At 65.8% G+C, this 18,175-nt stretch carries 17 protein-coding genes; 6 read left to right on the plus strand and 11 right to left on the minus strand.

The window, feature by feature from the left end:
• Nucleotides 1–234 precede the first annotated feature (234 nt).
• The 11 genes from V5B40_RS07940 to V5B40_RS07990 all read right to left on the minus strand — a co-directional run bounded on the left by V5B40_RS07940 (nucleotide 235) and on the right by V5B40_RS07990 (nucleotide 13,224).
• Nucleotides 235–1,713 carry a nickel-dependent hydrogenase large subunit gene (locus V5B40_RS07940; RefSeq protein WP_332353974.1) on the minus strand — a complete coding sequence of 493 codons (1,479 nt, stop codon included), beginning with the start codon at nucleotides 1,711–1,713 and terminating at the stop codon, nucleotides 235–237.
• On the minus strand, nucleotides 1,710–2,708 hold the full coding sequence (locus tag V5B40_RS07945; protein ID WP_332353975.1) for a HupU protein: 999 nt from the start codon (nucleotides 2,706–2,708) through the stop codon (nucleotides 1,710–1,712). The genes V5B40_RS07940 and V5B40_RS07945 overlap by 4 nt, the downstream gene beginning before the upstream one ends.
• Complete coding sequence (locus V5B40_RS07950; protein WP_332353976.1) at nucleotides 2,705–4,165, minus strand: sigma-54-dependent transcriptional regulator; 1,461 nt, start codon at nucleotides 4,163–4,165, stop codon at nucleotides 2,705–2,707. Before V5B40_RS07950 ends, V5B40_RS07945 begins: the two co-directional genes overlap by 4 nt.
• Nucleotides 4,162–5,907, minus strand: a complete 1,746-nt coding sequence (locus V5B40_RS07955; RefSeq protein ID WP_332353977.1) for a hydrogenase maturation protein — start codon at nucleotides 5,905–5,907, stop codon at nucleotides 4,162–4,164. The genes V5B40_RS07950 and V5B40_RS07955 overlap by 4 nt, the downstream gene beginning before the upstream one ends.
• A gap of 11 nt (nucleotides 5,908–5,918) precedes the next feature.
• Nucleotides 5,919–6,968, minus strand: coding sequence for a hydrogenase expression/formation protein HypE (gene hypE / locus V5B40_RS07960; protein WP_332353978.1), 1,050 nt, complete (start codon nucleotides 6,966–6,968; stop codon nucleotides 5,919–5,921).
• On the minus strand, nucleotides 6,965–8,176 hold the full coding sequence (hypD, locus tag V5B40_RS07965; protein ID WP_332353979.1) for a hydrogenase formation protein HypD: 1,212 nt from the start codon (nucleotides 8,174–8,176) through the stop codon (nucleotides 6,965–6,967). Before hypD ends, hypE begins: the two co-directional genes overlap by 4 nt.
• Nucleotides 8,177–8,263: 87 nt before the next feature.
• Nucleotides 8,264–8,512 (minus strand): HypC/HybG/HupF family hydrogenase formation chaperone, encoded by a 249-nt coding sequence (locus V5B40_RS07970; RefSeq protein WP_332353980.1) that lies wholly within the window; start codon nucleotides 8,510–8,512, stop codon nucleotides 8,264–8,266.
• A gap of 12 nt (nucleotides 8,513–8,524) precedes the next feature.
• Complete coding sequence (gene hypF, locus V5B40_RS07975; protein ID WP_332354171.1) at nucleotides 8,525–10,828, minus strand: carbamoyltransferase HypF; 2,304 nt, start codon at nucleotides 10,826–10,828, stop codon at nucleotides 8,525–8,527.
• 1 nt (nucleotide 10,829) lies between these two features.
• On the minus strand, nucleotides 10,830–11,858 hold the full coding sequence (hypB, locus tag V5B40_RS07980; RefSeq protein ID WP_332353981.1) for a hydrogenase nickel incorporation protein HypB: 1,029 nt from the start codon (nucleotides 11,856–11,858) through the stop codon (nucleotides 10,830–10,832).
• Between the two features lie 21 nt (nucleotides 11,859–11,879).
• Nucleotides 11,880–12,221, minus strand: coding sequence for a hydrogenase maturation nickel metallochaperone HypA (gene hypA, locus V5B40_RS07985; protein ID WP_332353982.1), 342 nt, complete (start codon nucleotides 12,219–12,221; stop codon nucleotides 11,880–11,882).
• Nucleotides 12,214–13,224, minus strand: coding sequence for a nickel-dependent hydrogenase large subunit (locus V5B40_RS07990; protein WP_332353983.1), 1,011 nt, complete (start codon nucleotides 13,222–13,224; stop codon nucleotides 12,214–12,216). Before V5B40_RS07990 ends, hypA begins: the two co-directional genes overlap by 8 nt.
• Nucleotides 13,225–13,363: 139 nt before the next feature.
• Here V5B40_RS07990 and ccmA point away from each other — a divergent pair, with 139 nt between their 5' ends.
• The 6 genes from ccmA to V5B40_RS08020 are packed head-to-tail and all read left to right on the plus strand — an operon-like array spanning nucleotide 13,364 to nucleotide 18,167.
• Entirely contained in the window at nucleotides 13,364–14,005 is a 642-nt protein-coding gene (gene ccmA / locus V5B40_RS07995) for a cytochrome c biogenesis heme-transporting ATPase CcmA (protein ID WP_332353984.1), read from the plus strand.
• An 8-nt stretch (nucleotides 14,006–14,013) separates the two neighbouring features.
• Nucleotides 14,014–14,682, plus strand: a complete 669-nt coding sequence (ccmB, locus tag V5B40_RS08000; protein WP_332353985.1) for a heme exporter protein CcmB — start codon at nucleotides 14,014–14,016, stop codon at nucleotides 14,680–14,682.
• The gene (gene ccmC, locus V5B40_RS08005; RefSeq protein ID WP_332353986.1) at nucleotides 14,683–15,432 is read left to right on the plus strand and encodes a heme ABC transporter permease CcmC; all 750 of its coding nucleotides are present in this window, start codon (nucleotides 14,683–14,685) and stop codon (nucleotides 15,430–15,432) included.
• A gap of 4 nt (nucleotides 15,433–15,436) precedes the next feature.
• Complete coding sequence (gene ccmD / locus V5B40_RS08010; RefSeq protein WP_332353987.1) at nucleotides 15,437–15,658, plus strand: heme exporter protein CcmD; 222 nt, start codon at nucleotides 15,437–15,439, stop codon at nucleotides 15,656–15,658.
• On the plus strand, nucleotides 15,655–16,134 hold the full coding sequence (gene ccmE / locus V5B40_RS08015) for a cytochrome c maturation protein CcmE (RefSeq protein WP_332353988.1): 480 nt from the start codon (nucleotides 15,655–15,657) through the stop codon (nucleotides 16,132–16,134). The genes ccmD and ccmE overlap by 4 nt, the downstream gene beginning before the upstream one ends.
• 29 nt (nucleotides 16,135–16,163) lie before the next feature.
• Nucleotides 16,164–18,167 carry a heme lyase CcmF/NrfE family subunit gene (locus V5B40_RS08020; RefSeq protein ID WP_332353989.1) on the plus strand — a complete coding sequence of 668 codons (2,004 nt, stop codon included), beginning with the start codon at nucleotides 16,164–16,166 and terminating at the stop codon, nucleotides 18,165–18,167.
• Nucleotides 18,168–18,175: the final 8 nt, after the last annotated feature.

The following is an 18,175-nucleotide window of genomic DNA, read 5'->3' on the forward strand; positions in this document are numbered from 1 at the left end:
CTTCGCTGCAAGCGCCACGCCGTAGCGCCTGGCCCCTGGCCGCGAACTGGTTGGCGCCTGATCGCTGGAGAGAGATTTTCTGGCCGGCACGAACAAGGAATCCGGCAATGCCGGCGAAAGTATATTGACCGCCATAAAGCACTGTCAATCGCACCCCTGGCGACGGTGTGGGCGCAACGCACGAATCACGGCCGAATGGAGAATGCCGCTCAGCAACTGATTCCACGCATTTTTTCAATGCACGGTGCACACCATGCAGGGATCGAACGACCTCACGACGTGCTGCACGACGAGCGGCATGCTTTCACCCTCACCCACCGGCAGGCCGACCAACGCCTGCTCGAGCGCGCCGGGCACACCGCCAGCGTCGCGCGGCGAGAAGTTCCAGGTGGTCGGGGCGATGATCTGGTAGCGGGCGATCTTGCCGCCTTCGATCTGCAACCAGTGACCGAGTGCGCCGCGGGCGGCTTCGACGAGACCGACGGCAGTGGCCTGATCGGGTAGCTGCCACTGATTGCAGAACGGCTCGCCGGGCGTCAGTGCACGTACCCAGCTTTCCATCGCCGGTACGACGAGGGCGATTTCGAATAGCCGGGCGACGACTCGTGCCAGGACGCTGCCACCGTTGGCGGCGACCAGCGCGCGTAGCAGCGGGTGGCCATCGACCATCTGCCGGGCGAGCGCACCGGTTTCGGCGACACGGGCGTCGTAGCGCGGCGCCTTGCACCAGGTATAGGCGCCGGGCTGGTCGGCAAAGTCGGCGACCAGCGGGCGCGTCTCGCCCTGGCGCGGGTGCAGCGGCTGCTCGCCGAACAGCCAGGCATGCGCAACGTCTTCGCTGATCAGGGCCTCGTCGAAAGCCTGGACGCCGTCGCGCCAGACGCCACGGGCGAAGAGATGCTGGCGATCATGTTCTTGCGATCCTTCTCCCGTTGGCTGTACGTAGGCGCCGTAACTGAGAAAAGTGTCGCTGCCGCGTCCGATGCGCTCCAGGCCAAGATCAGCGGCGATTTCGAGGAAGCGCGGGAAGTCGGCTGCCCTCCCCTGCGCCCAGGCAGTGAGCTGCCCGGCGCTGCGCAGGGCGCCGACATTCTCGAGCGTGTCGCCGAAGACGCAGCGGCTCAGAAAGGCGCGGAACTCGCGCAGCACGGTGAGCAGGCGGACTTTCTCGGTGGCGGTGATCGCACGCGTCGTGCCGCCAGGCTGCAGGGCCAGGCTGTGCGGCCATTTGCCGGCCAGGTAGCCCATCAGGCGCAGCCAGTCGGCGCGCGCCGGCAGCACCTCGCGCAGGGCTTCGCCGACGTCGGCCTTGAAACGCTTTTCGGCCTGCGCGTGCCAGGGGCGACGGCGATACGCGGCGCGCGCGAAGTCGGGCATGAAGAACAGGTAGAAATGCGTCAGGTGATCGGCCAGGTTTTCGCAGGCAAGAATCAGCTGGCTTGCCAGGCGGCCGTTGACCGGCATTTGCAGACCGGTCGCGTCGGCCAGTGCGGCAGCGGCGGCAGCCGACTGCGACACCGAGCAGATGCCGCAGATGCGCGGCACGATGACCAGGGCGTCGAGCGGGTGCTTGGCGATCAGAATCTGCTCGAAGCCGCGGTAAAGCGACGAGCAGACCTGCGCCGAGGCGACGCGTCCGTCACTGATATCGAGAGTCACTTCGAGGTCGCCTTCGACGCGATTGAAGGGACCGATGCTCAGGCGGCGGCTCACTTTGGCCCGCTTTTTCTGGTTCCCGGCAGGATCACCGGATGATCGGAGCGCGAATTCTCGCGCACCCGCCGCGGCGTCGCCGACTTGGACAAGGCGGCGAGGGCGACGAACCAGGCTTTGGGCATGTCGATCGGCAAGCCGATCGGGATGCCGGCGATTTTGGGCGTTGCCATGAACGGATGGCCGGGTTCTTCGAAACCGGGTTCGGTACACGAGATGCAGGGAAAGCCACCGCGCACGCAGGAGCCGACGCCATTCCACGGCCGCAGGTTGCAGTCGGCGTTGGCCTGCGTGCCTTTGCAGCCCATGTTCTCCATCAGGCAGCCAAGATCGGAGAGTCTCTGGGCGCTGGCCTTGAATTCGTAGTACTCATTGCGCGGGCAGCCGTGGTGCACCAGTTGCTCGGTGTAGGCACGCGGTCGCTGCCAGGGATCGAGGTCGCTTTCGGAAAACGCCCCTAGCGCCAGTGCCAGCAGGGTATCGACGACCCAGCCGGGATGCACCGGGCAGCCGGCAACATTGATCACCGGCAGGCCGGCAGCGGCCCGGAAATCGGGGCCGAGCAGGCCGCCCGCCTGATCGCCGTCGAACTGCAGACCGCAGGCGTCGGTGAGGTTTTCGCCAGAGGAGATGATGCCGCCGAATGCGCTGCAGCTGCCGATGGCGATGACGGTGCGCGCCTGCGCCGCCAGCTCGCGCACCCAGTCGATCAGCGGCCGGCCGCTGCCGGAGAGCATCTGAAAGCGACCGCTGCCGTTCGGTCCGCGCAGCAGCGCGCCTTCGATGCAGAGGATGTCGAAAGCCAGCTCGCCGCTGGCGGCAGCCTGCAGCAGCGCGAGCGCCTCGTCGCCGCTGGCTTCCGACAGAGCGGGGTGGAGAAGCAGTTCGAGACCGGCGTCGGCGAATTGCGCCAGCACGCCGGCCCGATTCTCGGCGCCAAGCAGCGACTGCGTGCAACCACCGCATCCCGCGGCCTGCAGCCAGAGCACTTTCATCCGCGTTCCAGTCCGTAGCGCAGCAGCTTGTGGCGCAGGCCGACGCGCGACAGGCCGAGTTCGCTGGCTGCCCGCGACTTGTTCCAGCGATGGCGGATCAGCGTCTCCTTGAGCACCCGCGCTTCGAGCGCTTCGAGGCGTTCCTTGAGGCCGCCATCAACAGCGATCAGATCGAGCAGATCGTCTGGCTGCTGATCGAAGGCCGGGGTGCGCAGGATGCGCGGCGCCAGCAGCTCGGCACCGAGGCGCGGCGATTCGCAGAGCGCCAGCATGCGCAGGATTTCGTTCTGCAGCTCGCGCACGTTGCCCGGCCAGGGGTAGGCGGCGAGGCAGGCGAGCGTTTCGGTGCTGAAACCCTCGACCGTCTTGCCGAGCATTTTTTGGCTGGCGTCGAGCAGACGGCCGGCCAGCAGCGGAATGTCCATTGCCCGCTCGCGCAGCGCCGGCACGTGCAGCGGCACCGTCGCCAGGCGGTAGTAAAGATCTTCGCGAAAACTGCCGGCGCGCACATCGGCCTCGATATCGTGATGAGTGGCGGCGACGACGCGCACATCGACCGAATGCGGGCGGCTGGCGCCCAGGGGCCGGAACTCGCCATCCTGCAGAACGCGCAGCAGCTTGACCTGGAAGGCCGGGCTGGTGTCGCCGATTTCGTCGAGAAAAAGTGTGCCGCCGTCGGCCTGCTGGAAGCGGCCGCTGCGGTCTTCGTAGGCGCCAGTAAACGCGCCGCGCTTGTAGCCGAAAAGTTCGGCTTCGAGCAACTGGTCGGGAAGCGCGCCGCAGTTCTCGGTGACGAATGCCTTGTCGGCCCGCCGGCTGCAGTAGTGGATGGCGCGGGCCAGCATTTCCTTGCCGGTGCCCGATTCGCCGCTGATCAGCACCGAGAGGTCGAAAGGGGCGATTTTTTCGATCAGCGCGCAGACACCATTGAGCGGACTTTCCGGGCTGCGGATCAGCGCGTCGAGACCGAACTCGCGTTTGACGCGCTGGCTTTTCGCTTCGACGCGACGCGCCAGCACCGGCTCGGCGGTGCGCAGTTCGACCGACAGGCGCTGGCTTTCCTGCTGCAGGCGATGGACGTTGGCGGCCGTCTGCAGGGTCAGCAACAACTGCTCGGGATGCCAGGGCTTCATCAGGTACTGGTAGATGCCGGCCTCATTGACCCCGGCGATAATGTCCTCGGCGTCGGTGTAGCCGGAAAGGATGATGCGCAGGGTATCCGGCCATTGACTGCGCACGCTCTTGAGAAACTCGACGCCGCTCATCTGCGGCATGCGCTGGTCGCAGACGACGATCTGCACCCACTCGCTTTCCATGATCCCCTGCGCCTGCTCGGCACTCGACGCGGTGAACACTTCGAAGTCGTCTTCCAGCGTTCGCCGCAAGGCTTCCTGCGAGCGCACTTCGTCATCGACGACCAGCACCGTCGGCAGCTTCGCTTTCGGGAGGGCGCTCATCGCGGCACGCTCCAGCCGAGATCGCGATGAATCGCCAGGTGACGCGGCGTCCACGAGGCCGGCGTCTTGTGCACAAAATGGTAGCGGGCGACGTGGTAGCTGGGATCGAAGCCGTAGAAATTGCGCTGCAGCTCGGCGAGTTCCGCGGCGCGATAGCCGGCCAGCGGCTTGAGCAACTCGTCGGCGTGACGCTGCGCGCGCTTGGCGTGCAGGCGCGCGGCCAGCGCGGGAGCAGCAGCCAGTTCGGCCGCACGCCGCGCAACGTCAACGCGAAACGCTTCCGGATCGCCCGCCAGGGAGGCATCCACGAAACCGGCGGCGACGCCGGCAGTGGCGCTCATCGGCAGGCGGTTGCGCATGATCGCCTGCGCGCCTTCGACGCCGACCCGCGCCGGCAGCAGGTAAGTCCAGTACTCCGAGCCGTAGAGGTTGCCCATGTTGCGGTAGTGCGGATTGAGCAGCACGCCGGAACGTGCCCAGACGAGATCGGCGGCGCGTGCCAGGAAGCAGCCACCGGCGCCGCAATTCCCTTGCAGCGCGGCGATGCTCAGCTGCTTTTCGTTCGCAATGATCGCTTCGGCGAGGTCGTCGATGGCGTTGATGTTGGCCCACGATTCGTCGGCCGGCGATGCGGCGGCTTCGATGCTGTGCAAATGGATGCCATTCGACCAGTAGTCTCGCCCGCCCATCAGGACGATGACGCTGAGCGGCCGCCGCTGCGCCCACTGCCAGGCAGCCAGCAGGCGCCGGCATTGGCGGCTGCTCATGGCGCCGTTGTAGAAGTCGAAATGCAGGAAGCCGACCGACCCGGCCTCTTCGTAGCGGATGTCCTGCCAGGTTCTGCCGGCCGCGGCGAAGTTGTTTGTTGCGCCGGCCAGCGGTGCTTCCGAAATACCCGCCAGTTGCGCGGCGAAGGCCTGCGTTGCAGGCAGTTTGAAAGGCTTGGCGTCAACTTTGGCGCTGCCCGCCTCCTCGCGGCGCACATGCCCGATCCACAGCGCGCCGTCCACCGTCGCGCGCAGGATCGCCGTTTCCCGCCAGGCGATCACTTCACCCGGTGCACCGCCGCGCAGCCGGTCTTCGGGCCAGGCGTCGAACAGCCGGCACGACTCGCCGAAAAGCTGATCGGCGACGCCGGGAAAACCGTCGGCGGCGTTGAGCCGAGCGAGAATGGTCGCACTGTCGTCGCGCTGCCAGTCGATGGCGCGATCGCTCTGGCGCATCAGGGGCCGCGCCCGACCGCGCACGCCCGCAGCAGCAGGATCGAGCGGCGTGGGCACGAAATTTCCGGCAGCAAAACGCTCGACCGCGTGCAGCACGGCGCAGCTCGCGGCTTCGGTCACCTCGTGGCGGTAGAGGCTGGACTTCCTGGCGACGCGCATCGGGAAGTTTTCGCTGGCCCAGACGGGGCCAGCGTCGAGTTCGCCGGTCGCCTGCAGGACAGTGACTCCCCAGGCCTGCTCGCCCTCCTGAATGGCCCAGTCGAGCGCAGATGGACCACGATCGCCGACGATGCCGGGATGCACGATCAGGCAGCAGTGCTGCTCCCAGATCGACGCCGGGATCGCGCGGCGCAGGTAGGGGGCGACGATCAGCTCTGGGCGAAACAGGGCGACGGCTTCTTCGGCAACCGAGTCGGCAATGTCGAACTCGACCGACAACTGGTGACCACGCGCCGCCAGTTCGCTGTACAGGCGCTGGCTGAGACTGTTGAAGGCATGGCAAAGAATCAGGATGCGCATTCTTGCCCCGCTCAGCAGATGCGCGGCAACTGCTCGCCGGTCAGCCAGTCGACGATGCGCCGACCGCCGAAAGCGGTGGTCATCTGCACGAAATGCTGCGCGTCGGCATGCACGCTGCCGATCAGCGCCGCGCGCTGGCCGAGGGGATGGACGCGCATCGCCGCCAGCAACTTGTCGGCGTCTTCCGGCGCGACGATCGCCAGCAGCTTGCCTTCATTGGCCACGTAGAGCGGATCGAGACCGAGGAACTCGCAGGCGGCGGCGACTTCGGCCTGCACCGGCAGGGCGCTTTCCTGTAGCATCATGCCGACGCCGGATTGGCGGGCGATCTCGTTGAGCGTCGTCGCCACGCCGCCGCGCGTCGGGTCGCGCAAGGTACGGATCGCCGCGCCACTGGCGCGCATGGCGGCGATCAGGCCATGCAGCGCGGCGGTGTCGGAAACGATGGGGGCGGCAAAGCCGAGGCTCTCGCGCTGCGCCATGATGGCCATGCCGTGCTCGCCGATGCTGCCGGAAACGATGATCTGGTCGCCGGCTCGCGCACGGTCGCCCGAGAAATCCTCGCCTTCGGCCACGACACCGACACCGGTGGTGGTGATGTACACGCCGTCGCCGGCCCCTTTCTGAACCACTTTGGTGTCGCCGGTGACCACCGGCACCCCGGCTTCGCCGGCGGCACGCGCCATCGACTCGACGATGCGCAGCAGATCGGCGAGCGGCAAGCCCTCTTCGAGGATGAAGCCGGCGGCCAGATAAAGCGGCGTCGCACCGAGAACGGCGACGTCGTTGATCGTGCCATTGATCGACAGGCAACCGATATCGCCGCCAGGGAAGAAGAGCGGCGAAACGACATGCCCGTCGGTGGACATCACCAGCCGGCCCGGCGGTATGGGCATCACCGCGCCGTCGTTGCGCTGCCCGAGAAAATCGTTGCCGAGATGTTTGGCGAACAGCTCCTCGATCAGCTGTGCCATCGCCCGGCCGCCGCTGCCGTGGGTCATGTCGACCGCCCCGTGGCGCAGGTCAAGCGGCCGCACGTAGCCCTTCCGCACGCCGTTCATGGGGCCACCACGAAGTCAGGAGTTTCAGAAACCGCGGCGACATCAACGAAGCGGCCAAAAGAATAGTGCGCGGCGCAGGCGCCTTCGGATGACACCATGCACGCGCCGACCGGGTTTTCCGGGGTACACACGCTGCCGAAGATGCGGCAGTCCTGTGGCCGCTTGACGCCGCGCAGAACGGCGCCGCACTCGCAGGCCGCATGGTCTTCGACCGCCTGATAGGCCACCGCGAAGCGGCGCTCGGCGTCGAATTCGGCGAATTCCTGACGAATGCGCAGCGCGCTATAGGGCAGTTCGCCGAGGCCGCGCCAGGCAAACGAGCGCCGCAGTTCGAAGACTTCCGAGACCAGCTGCTGCGCCTTGCGGTTGCCGTCGCGACTAACGGCGCGCGAAAACTCGTTCTCGACCAGCGCCTGGCCGGCATTGACCTGCTTGATCAGCATCAAGATCGCCTGCATCACGTCGAGCGGCTCGAAGCCGGCGATGACCACCGGCTTGCGGTACTCCTCGGCAAAGAATTCGTAGGGGCGGGTGCCGATGATCGTCGACACGTGCGCCGGCCCGATGAAGCCGTCGAGAGGCAGCGTGCCCCAACGGCGGACTTCCGGCGCTTCGAGAATGCTGGCGATCGCCGAAGGCGTCAGCACGTGGCAGCAGAGCACCGAGAAATTGCGCAGGCCGAGCGCCTGCGCCTGCTTGATGAGCAGCGCCGTCGGCGGTGTCGTGGTTTCGAAACCGATGGCGAAGAAGACCACCTGCCGCTCGGGATGCTGCTGCGCCAGCGCCAGGGCGTCGGCGGGCGAATAGATCATGCGAATCTCACCGCCCGCAGCCGCGCTCCCCGCAGTCCCCACACTCCCCGCTCCCCGGCCCAGCTTCGCTTTCGCCCTGATCAGCGACAGGCCAGCGGAAGCCGGCACACGCATCGGGTCGCCGTAGCTGCAGAGGGTGACACCGGCTTCGAGAGCAAGGCGAATCGCCATGTCGATGCGCCCGATCGGCAGCACGCAGACCGGACAACCGGGGCCATGAATCAAACGCACCGCGGGCGGCAGCAGATCGGTGACCCCATAGCGGGCGATGGCGTGCGTGTGCCCGCCGCAGAACTCCATGAACGAGTAATCGCGATCCGCGCGCGCCGCCTGCCTGATCGCCGCGGCCAGACCGCGGGCCAGCGCACCGTCGCGAAACTCGTCAATGAACCTCATCGGCAGGCGCTTTTGCTGTCCGAGCGTTCCTCATGCGACCCTTTCATGCGCACCCCCTTCCGTTTTCACACTCGCGTCTTTCGGCCCTCAGGGGACCGTTGGTGTCGCCTCCCGGAGCGCAGCTTCACCCAGCTCGGCAAACAAGGCCAGGGTCTTTTCGGCTTCGTCGGGATCGAGCCGGGTCAGCGCGTAGCCGACGTGCACGATGACGTAGTCGCCGACGGCCACGTCTTCGACCAGCGCCAGCGAGATTTCCTTGCCAACCCCGGCAACGTCGATCAGCGCCTGCTCACCGGCACGCAGCTCCACGATCCGACAGGGCAAGGCCAGACACATCGTCGGCTCCCCCTAGCGAGCGGCCAGGTGCTGCAAGGCAACCCACGCCTGACCAACGCTCAGCCCGCCGTCGTTCGGCGGCACCTGGCGCGCTTCGACGAGGCGCATCCCCTGCGCACTCAAGCGCGTGCGCAGACCGCTGACCAGCACCTGGTTGAGGAAACAGCCGCCACTGCCGACCACCGCTTCTTCACCCGGAACCAGCACGCGCAGCCAATCGCCGAGCGCGGCAATCAGCGTCGCGTGAAACAGTGCAGCACCGCGCTCGGGGTTCTTTTCATCGGCCAGCACAGCCAGCAAGGGCAGCAGATCGAGCCGCCCCTGGAAAACCTTCCAGCCCAGATCCAGGGGCAGGACCTCACCGTAACGCTGCGCCAGGCCCTCGAGCAACATCGCCGCCTGGCCTTCGTAAGCCATCACCGCCTTGATCCCGAGCAGACCGGCAGCAGCATCGAAGATCCGTCCCATGCTCGATGTCGGCGGACAGTTGACATTGGCAGCCAGCATCTGCGCCACAGCCGGCGCCGCTTGCTGCCCTGGAAAGCGCTCGGCGATCTCGTGCGTGCGGCCGAGTCGATGCAGTACTGCGGCGGCCATTCGCCACGGTTCGCTGGCGGCGCGGTCGCCGCCGGGAAGCGCCAACGGTGCCAGCGAACCCAGGCGCTGGAACTTGTCGCCATCGACGCGCAACAATTCGCCGCCCCAGGCCGCGCCATCCGTACCGACACCGACGCCGTCCAGCGACAAGGCCAGCGCTTTGCCCTGCATGCCGTGTTCAGCGAGAACGGCCGCGGCATGCGCATGATGGTGTTGTACGCCGAGCAGCGGCAGGCGACGTTGTTCGGCGAAATCAGCCGCGAAGCGGGTCGAGTGAAAATCCGGGTGCAGATCGTGTGCGACGATCGCCGGTTCGACACCCAGCAGTTTCACCATCTGGGCGACATTCTCCTCGAGAAAATCGCAGACCGCGGCGTTGTCGAGATCGCCAATATGTTGCGAAACGAAAGCCTCGTCGCCACGCGTGACACAGATGGTGTTCTTGAACCAGCCGCCAACAGCCAGCACCGACGGACCGGAAATCGGCAACTTGATCGCCCGCGGCGTGTAGCCACGGGCCCGCCGGATGAACTGCAGGCCACCGCCGCTAATGCGCGCGACGCTGTCGTCGCAACGGCTGACGATGTCGCGATCATGCATCAGGAAAGCGTCGGCAATGCCGTAGAGGCGCAACAGGGCTTCATTGTTGCCGACCACCAGCGGCTCGCCGCCCGGGTTGGCGCTGGTCATCACCAGGGCCAGATCCTGCGCCCTGTCGAGCCATCCCAGGCCCGGCGGACGGTTCGCCGCTTCGTGAAAAAGCAGGAATTGCAGCGGCGTGTAAGGCAGCATCACCCCCAGCCAGCTCAAGCCTGGAGCCACCCCGGGCAAGGCCGCGTCGCAATTGCCGCGCTTCTTGATCAGGATCGCCGGACGCGTCGGCAGGGTCAGCAAGCCCGGCTCGCCGATTCCCATCTGCACGAACTTGGCCGCCGAAGCGGCGTTGGCGAGCATGACCACGAAGGGCTTCTCGTCACGCTGCTTGCGCTCGCGCAGGAGCGCTACGGCAACTGCATTGCGGGCATCGCAGGCGAGATGAAAGCCCCCCAGACCCTTGATGGCGACAATTTTCCCAGCGCGTAGCAGGGCCAGCGTCGCGGCCAGCGGGTCGCCCGGCAGTGGCTGCGCCTCGGCATCGACCAGGCGCAACTGCGGACCGCACTTGGGACAGCAATTGGCCTCGGCATGAAAGCGTCGATCCTCGGGCTTGCGGTATTCGTGCTGACATTTCGGGCACATGACAAACGGCTTGAGGCTGGTGCGCACCCGGTCGTAGGGCAGGCCGCGGCTGATGGTGTAGCGCGGTCCGCAATTGGTACAGTTGGAAAAGGCGTAGCGCCAGCGCCGGTTGCTGGGTTCGAAGACCTCGGCCAGACAATCACGGCAGACCGCCGTATCATGCCCAATCATCGTCCCCGCCCGGCCACTGCGGCTGTCAATGATCACGAAGTCCCGGCCATCGTGTACTGCCGGCGCTGCATCACGAGCGACCACGGCACTGACTCGGGCCAGTGGTGGCGCTTCGCGCTCCAGCCGGGTGATGAGAGTTTTCACGTGCTCAGCCGCACCGCAGACCTCGATTTCGACCCCCCGCGAGTCATTGCGAACCCAGCCGCCAAGCCCAAGCTCGCGGGCCAGGCGCCAGACAAAGGGGCGAAAACCGACGCCCTGGACAACGCCACTGACGCGGATGTTCTGGCAAACCATGTTCTCCGTCATGTCAGCCCCCGGCAGCAGCAGTAAGTTGCGCTTCAAGCTCGACAATGCGGCGCCGCAGCGCGGCCATCGTCCCCTGCTTCTTCTCTTGCCGCGCCGTGCAGCCTGCGCTCAGCCAGGCCAGCCACTGCTCCAGCCCCTCTCCGGTGGTCGCCGAAACCTCGATCACCTGCAGCTGCGGATTGATCTGCCTGGCGTAAGCGATGGCTCGCTCGACGCTGAAAGAAACGTGCGGCAGCAGATCGATCTTGTTGAGCAACATCAGCGAGGCAGCGGCAAACATGCCGGAATATTTCAGCGGCTTGTCTTCTCCCTCGGTCACTGAAAGGATGACCACCTTGTGCGCCTCGCCAAGATCGAAGGCCGCCGGACAAACGAGGTTGCCAACGTTTTCGATGAGCAGCAGCGAATCATCGGCCGGTGCCAACTCGTCTACGGCGTGGCCAACCATGTGCGCGTCCAGATGACAGCCCTTGCCGGTATTGATCTGCACCGCCGGCGCGCCGCTGGCGCGGATCCGTTCGGCATCGTGGCTGCTCTGCTGGTCGCCCTCGATCACCGCAATCGGCAGTTTCGACAGTTTCGCGTGCAGCGCCGCAATCGTCCGGCACAGCAGGCTGGTCTTTCCCGAACCGGGACTGGACACCAGATTCAGAGCGAAGATGCCCTGGTCGTCGAAACGACGCCGATTCTGCGCCGCGTAGCCATTGTTCCTGGCCAGGATGTCGCGCTCGATCTGCACCATACGCGAGGCGGTCGTCGCCTCTGCAGTCACCTCTTCGTCCGCGCGGAGGTGGGTATGCGGGTGTGCATGGTGGTGCGCGTGGCCGGTGCTGCCATGCGCCTGTGCGCTGTGCTCGCCGTCAGCGGCCAGCGCAACATAGCTCATACGACGCTGAGCACCGCCACCGCCCAGCTCCGTTGACCGCGGCGGCGCGTGTCCGCGTGCGGCCTGCTGAGTTTCTTCCTGCCCGGGCACTACCCTACCGGCAACGCGAGTCTCCCCGGTACCGCAACCGCAAGTGGTACACATCTGCTGTCTCCTTCTTCATTATTATTCGACCTCCAGCTCCTTGACCCGCATCTCGGTACCGCCGGTTGCTTGAACCGGGTAGCCGCCGCAGGCTGGGCAGGGGTCGTAACGGGCCGCAAGCGGCACCGTCTGATGGCAATTAAAGCATAAACCTTCGCCAGCCACTTCGATCACCTTCAAAACAGCCCCTTCGGCCAGCGTGCCGCGAATCACGGCGTCGAAACAGAAACGCATGGCTTCCGGCTCAACCGCCGCGAGTTCGCCGATTTCAAGGAACACCGTTTTCACGCGTTGGAAGCGCTGTTCAGACGCGGCGTCCTCGACAATCTGCAGAACAGCCATGGCCAGCGACATCTCATGCATCCTTGACCGTCACCGCGAAAGGCACACAGGGATCGAGCGCCAAGGCCAGCCGCCGCGCCGCCAGCGCTGCTTCGGCTCGCGTCGCGGCCGGACGACCGGTCATCTCGCGGACAAACGCCCCCTGCGGGTGAAAATTCCATTCGGTCGGCGCAACAATGGCGTAGCGCGCAACCCGGTCGCCATCGAGCTCGACGCGGTGCAGCAAGGTGCCGCGGGCGGTTTCGACCCGCGCCAGCCCACAACCTTCAGCGACCTCCAGCACATCGATCCAGGTCGACCGCTGCTCGGCTTCGGTCAGTCCCTGCGCCAACTCGCGCAGATCGGCGTAGCGAGCCTGCAGCCGCGCCTGCAGCCGCCGCCCGTCGCTGAGCAGTGCCGCCACCTCGGGATCCTCGGCCTGCCGGGCGAGCACTCCGGTTTCGGCTGCCTCGCCGGAGAATGTGGGTCGTTCGGCAAAACCGTCGTCGCCGAAGTGCGACTCCCAGTCGGCGGCCGACAAGCGCGGTAGCAAGGCTACCGGCGCGGCAAGCATGCGCTCCTCGCAGCGCGGCGGGCCCTGATGGTCCAGCCAGGCAAGCAAGCGGGCGCCGAAGGCCGCTGCGCCACGCCCATCCGTGCCATCGCCAGCATCGGCAAGGCCCAGCAACTGCTTGCGCCAGAGCAGGAACTCGTTCTGCCGAGACGGCTCGCCGTGCAGCGACGGCCAGTCGAGTAGCAAGCGCCACAGGTGTTCGCCGATCACTTCGAGCGCGACGGCCTGCGTCTGGGCGGGTGTCGCGGCAATCGTCGGACGCTGCCCGCGCGCCGCCGACAAGCACAAACGCGCCGCGACATCCTGCGCACAGCGACAAAGACTGAACAAGCGGGGAAGGAACTCGAGAACACGCGCAAACGAGAAGCCGCGCAGGGCACGCGCTGCCAGCGGCCGCGTAGAAGCGACCCCGGCAGCAAGAATTTGCCTGCCATTCCACGTCAGAGCCAGCTGCAGAACACCCTGTTCCACCGTCACCCTCCCGGAAAGTCTCATCAAACCATAGCAAAAGCCTTTGAATTGATTTTGATTTCGGTCAATCCGCGGCTAAACTGCCGCCTTCACAATACGGCCTCGCCGGCCCTCGCCTTTTGCCAGGATTTCCCTCTGCATGCTTGAAGCTTCGAATCTGGAATGCGTACGCGGTGAGCGCAGCCTCTTCGCCGGCGTCAGCTTTCGGCTCAATGGCGGCGAGATGCTCCACGTGCAGGGAAAAAACGGCTCGGGCAAGACCAGCCTGCTGCGCATGCTCTGCGCCCTGACGCCAGCGGTCAGCGGCGAGATCCGCTGGCGCGGCGGCCCGATCGGCAAGCTCGGCGAGGAGTTTCGCAGCGAACTGTGCTACCTCGGCCACCAGAATTCGATCAAGGAAGAACTGACGCCGCTCGAGAACCTGCTGTCGTCGGCCAGGCTGGCGCAGGAGGCGCTTGACGAGGACGCAGCGCTCGACGCACTGGCCCTGGTCGGCCTGCGCGGCCGCGAAGATCTGGCCTGCCGCTATCTTTCGCAGGGCCAGAAACGGCGCGCTGCGCTGGCCCGGCTGGTCAACGAAAAACGTGCGCTATGGGTTCTCGACGAACCCTACGTGGCGCTCGACCCGGCGGCCGTCGAACTGGTCGCCGGACTGATCGGCACCCATTTGCAGGCCGGTGGGCTGGCCGTGCTGACCACTCACCAGGCAGTAAGCGTGCCGGCAGCTGCGGTGCGTGAGCTCTGGCTTGGCGACAGCGATGCCACGCAGCGGCCGCAGTAGTTAAGGAGATGCTAATATTGCTCCGCGCCGTGATCGGCCGCGACCTGCGCCTGGCGATGCGCCGGCAGGCCGACATCGTCGCGGCAATGTTCTTTTTCATCATTGTGGTCAGCCTTTTTCCGCTCGGTGTCGGGCCCGAACCCGACCAGTTGCGGCGCATGGCGCCGGGGGTGTTGTGGGTCGCCGCACTGCTGGCGACGATGCTTTCGCTGCCGCGGCTGTTTGCCGACGATCACCGCGACGGCACGCTCGAACAACTGACGCTGGCGCCGCAGCCGCTCGGCGTGATCGTGCTTGGCAAGGTTATCGCCCACTGGCTGGTCGCCGGCCTGCCGCTGGTCGTCCTGGCACCGGTGCTGGGTATTCAGTTCGACCTGAGCAGCGATGCGCTGCTGGTGCTGACCGTTTCGCTGCTGATCGGCACGCCGGCACTGTCCGGGATCGGCGCCATTGGCGCGGCGCTGACCCTGGGAGTGCGTGGTGGCGGCGTGCTACTGTCGCTGCTGGTCTTGCCGCTGTACATTCCGGTGCTGATTTTCGGTGCCGGCGCGGTCGATGCGACGCTCAGCGGACTCGGACCGCAAGCCCATTTGTCGCTGCTTGGCGCTCTCGCGCTGGGCGGCGTGTTTTTTGCGCCGTGGCCCACTGCCGCGGCTCTCAGAGTTGCCCTGGAATAAATGACTGACAGAGTAATCAACTGGTACAAATACGCCAGTCCGCAGACTTTCTACCCGCTCGCCGGCAAGCTGATCCCCTGGTTCTGGGCGCTCGCTGCGCTGTTCGGCATTGCCGGGCTGACCATCGGCTTCCTGATCGCGCCAACTGACGCGCAGCAGGGCGAAGGCTACCGGATCATTTTCCTGCACGTGCCGGCATCGTGGTTGTCGATGTTCATCTACCTGGTCATGGCGTTCTGGGCCGGTATCGGGCTGGCATTCAATATCCGCCTCTCGGGAATGATGGCCTCGGCGCTGGCGCCGACCGGCGCGCTCTTCGCTTTCCTGTCGCTATGGACCGGCGCCCTGTGGGGCAAGCCGATGTGGGGCACCTGGTGGGTGTGGGACGCGCGCCTGACTTCGGAGCTGATCCTGCTCTTCCTGTACATCGGCTTCATCGCCCTGCAGGCAGCGATCGACGACCCGCGCCGGGCCGACAAGGCCGGCGCCATCCTGGCCCTGGTCGGGGTGGTGAACATTCCGATCATCTATTTCTCGGTCAAGTGGTGGAACACCCTGCATCAGGGCGCTTCGGTGAGCCTGACCAAGGCCCCCAGCATGGCCGCCATGATGCTCTGGGGAATGCTGCTCTGCGCGCTGGCCTGCTGGATGTACAGCATCGCCATCGCTCTGATGCGGGTGCGCACGATCATGCTCGAACGCGAACGGCACACCGACTGGGTACGCGCGCTGCTCAGCGGCAAGGAATAAGCACATGCACTGGAACAGTTTTGCCGAATTTCTGGCCATGGGCAACCACGCTGTCTACGTCTGGGGCTCGGTGGGCGTCATGGCCGTGCTGATGATCGCGGAACCGATGCTGCTTGTTCGCGGTCGGAAGACTCTGGTCGCGCGCCTCAAACGCCAACTGCGCGCCGAGCAGCACGAGTCGGTCGCGAATCGCTCGACAAGCAACACCCACAGGAGTCAAGCTTGAAACCTCGTCACAAGCGCATTGCCTTGATCGTCGGCGGCCTGGCCATTCTCGGCATTGTCGCCCTGCTGGTGCTGAATGCCTTCCAGAGCAATCTGGTGTTCTTCTTTTCACCGACCCAGGTCGCCGCCGGCGAAGCACCGGCCGGCAAGAGTTTCCGCATCGGCGGCATGGTCAAGGAAGGCTCCTTGCAGCGGCAGACGGACGGCATCACCCTGCGTTTCGTGGTCACCGATACCGACAAGGAAATGACGGTTGCCTACCAGGGAATCCTCCCCGACCTCTTCCGCGAAGGCAAGGGCGTCGTCGCCCAGGGCAAGCTCGGCGACGGGGGTATCTTCACCGCCTCCGAAGTGCTCGCCAAGCACGACGAAAACTACATGCCGCCGGAAGCTGCCAAGGCCGTCGGCGACGCCCACGAACGGGCGGCGGCCAACAAGGCGGCAGCAGAAGCGGCCAGCAAGACCGTCACGCAATAACGCAGACATACGCAACCTTCGGACAGCTCATGATCCCTGAACTCGGCAACTTCGCACTGATCCTCGCGCTCTGCGTGGCCCTGGCGCAAGGCACACTGCCTCTGATCGGCGCGCACACCGGCCGGCAACAATGGATTGCCCTGGCGCGGCCGGCCGCGGTCGCGCAGGCCCTGCTGCTGGCGGTCGCTTTCGGCTGCCTGACCACGGCCTTCGTACAGAACGACTTCTCGGTGCTCTACGTGGCCCAGCATTCGAACACCCTGCTACCCATGCAATACCGGGTTGCCGCGGTCTGGGGCGGGCATGAAGGCTCGCTGCTGCTGTGGGTGATGATGCTGGTGCTCTGGACGCTGGCCGTCGCCTTGCGCTCGCAACAGCTTCCCGAGCACATGGTCGCGCGCGTGCTCGGCGTTCTCGGACTGGTGACCGCCGGCTTCCTGCTCTTCATCCTGCTCACCTCGAACCCCTTCGACCGCCTGCTGCCGGGCGCAGAGGAAGGGCGCGACCTCAATCCGCTATTGCAGGACCCGGGCCTGATCATTCATCCGCCGATGCTGTACATGGGTTACGTCGGCTTTTCAGTGGCCTTCGCCTTCGCCATCGCCGCGCTGCTTTCGGGTCAGCTCGACGCCGCCTGGGCACGCTGGTCACGACCGTGGACCACGGCGGCGTGGATTTTCCTGACCCTGGGCATCGCGCTCGGCTCGTGGTGGGCCTACTACGAACTCGGCTGGGGCGGCTGGTGGTTCTGGGATCCGGTCGAGAACGCCTCCTTCATGCCCTGGCTGGTCGGCACGGCGCTGCTGCACTCGCTGGCGGTGACTGAAAAACGCGGCAGTTTCAAGAACTGGACGGTACTGCTGGCGATCTCGGCGTTTTCGCTGTCGCTGCTCGGCACTTTCCTGGTCCGCTCCGGAGTCCTGACTTCGGTACACGCTTTCGCTACCGACCCCGGCCGCGGGGTCTTCATCCTCGCTTTCCTGGTGGTGGTCATCGGCGGCTCTCTGGCCCTGTTTGCCTGGCGGGCGCCCAAGGTCGGTCTCGGCGGCCGTTTCGGCCTGCTCTCGCGGGAATCGCTGCTGCTCACCAACAACGTGCTGCTGGTCGTGGCCTGCGCTTCGGTACTCCTCGGCACGCTTTATCCGCTGCTCATCGACGCCCTCGGCGCCGGCAAGCTGTCGGTCGGCCCACCCTACTTCGACGCCGTCTTCGTACCGCTGATGTTGCCTGCTGCCTTCCTGATGGGCGTCGCGCCGTTCGCGCGCTGGAAGCATGCCAGCGTCGGCGAACTCGCGCACGCCCTGCGCTGGGCGTTTCTCGCCGCAGCACTGGTCGGTATCGCGGCGCCTTTCCTGCACGGCGAGTGGAAGCCGCTGGTCGCGCTCAGCCTCCTGCTCGCCACCTGGATCGTTCTCAGCTCCCTGCTCAACATCGTCGAACGCATCCAGTCGACACGCGCCGGCCAATCCTTCCTGAGTACGGCAAGCAGGCAGCCGCGCAGCTTCTTCGGGATGCATCTGGCGCACATCGGAATCTCCGTCTTCATCGTCGGGGTGAGCATGGTCAGCGCGTACCAGGAAGAGAAAGACGTCAAGATGGAAATCGGCGATACGGTCAGCGTCGGTGGTTACAGCTTTATGTTCAACGGCGTGCGCGAGAGGCAGGGACCGAACTACCGGGCCCTGGTCGGCGACATCGATCTGCGCAAGGACGAGCGTGTGATCCGGAAAATTTTCCCCGAAAAGCGCTTCTACGTCGCCTCATCGATGCCGATGACCGAAGCGGCAATCGACAGCGGTTTCCTGCGCGACGTTTACGTCTCGCTCGGCGAACCGATCGACAAGGCCAAACCCGAAGCAGCGTGGGCCGTGCGCGTCTACTACAAGCCTTTCGTCGACTGGATCTGGGGCGGCTGCGTGCTGATGGCCCTCGGTGGGCTATTGGCGATGAGCGACCGCCGTTATCGGATCAAGGCACGTGCTACGGCCCCCAGCTCGGCGACTGTCGCTACGACGCTCGCGCAAACCACCTGAGGAAACGC

Source organism: Candidatus Accumulibacter meliphilus, from assembly GCF_036625345.1.
In the GTDB taxonomy this organism is placed as follows: Bacteria; Pseudomonadota; Gammaproteobacteria; order Burkholderiales; family Rhodocyclaceae; genus Accumulibacter; species Accumulibacter meliphilus.

What these genes read in the sequence shown, in the direction of transcription:
- V5B40_RS07945 (WP_332353975.1), bottom strand. Translation starts at nt 2,708, where the DNA reads ATGAAAGTGCTCTGGCTGCAGGCCGCGGGATGCGGTGGTTGCACGCAG.
- V5B40_RS07950 (WP_332353976.1), bottom strand. Translation starts at nt 4,165, where the DNA reads ATGAGCGCCCTCCCGAAAGCGAAGCTGCCGACGGTGCTGGTCGTCGAT.
- V5B40_RS07955 (WP_332353977.1), bottom strand. Translation starts at nt 5,907, where the DNA reads ATGCGCATCCTGATTCTTTGCCATGCCTTCAACAGTCTCAGCCAGCGC.
- hypE (WP_332353978.1), bottom strand. Translation starts at nt 6,968, where the DNA reads ATGAACGGCGTGCGGAAGGGCTACGTGCGGCCGCTTGACCTGCGCCAC.
- hypD (WP_332353979.1), bottom strand. Translation starts at nt 8,176, where the DNA reads ATGAGGTTCATTGACGAGTTTCGCGACGGTGCGCTGGCCCGCGGTCTG.
- V5B40_RS07970 (WP_332353980.1), bottom strand. Translation starts at nt 8,512, where the DNA reads ATGTGTCTGGCCTTGCCCTGTCGGATCGTGGAGCTGCGTGCCGGTGAG.
- hypF (WP_332354171.1), bottom strand. Translation starts at nt 10,828, where the DNA reads ATGACGGAGAACATGGTTTGCCAGAACATCCGCGTCAGTGGCGTTGTC.
- hypB (WP_332353981.1), bottom strand. Translation starts at nt 11,858, where the DNA reads ATGTGTACCACTTGCGGTTGCGGTACCGGGGAGACTCGCGTTGCCGGT.
- hypA (WP_332353982.1), bottom strand. Translation starts at nt 12,221, where the DNA reads ATGCATGAGATGTCGCTGGCCATGGCTGTTCTGCAGATTGTCGAGGAC.
- ccmA (WP_332353984.1), top strand. Translation starts at nt 13,364, where the DNA reads ATGCTTGAAGCTTCGAATCTGGAATGCGTACGCGGTGAGCGCAGCCTC.
- ccmB (WP_332353985.1), top strand. Translation starts at nt 14,014, where the DNA reads ATGCTAATATTGCTCCGCGCCGTGATCGGCCGCGACCTGCGCCTGGCG.
- ccmC (WP_332353986.1), top strand. Translation starts at nt 14,683, where the DNA reads ATGACTGACAGAGTAATCAACTGGTACAAATACGCCAGTCCGCAGACT.
- ccmD (WP_332353987.1), top strand. Translation starts at nt 15,437, where the DNA reads ATGCACTGGAACAGTTTTGCCGAATTTCTGGCCATGGGCAACCACGCT.
- V5B40_RS08020 (WP_332353989.1), top strand. Translation starts at nt 16,164, where the DNA reads ATGATCCCTGAACTCGGCAACTTCGCACTGATCCTCGCGCTCTGCGTG.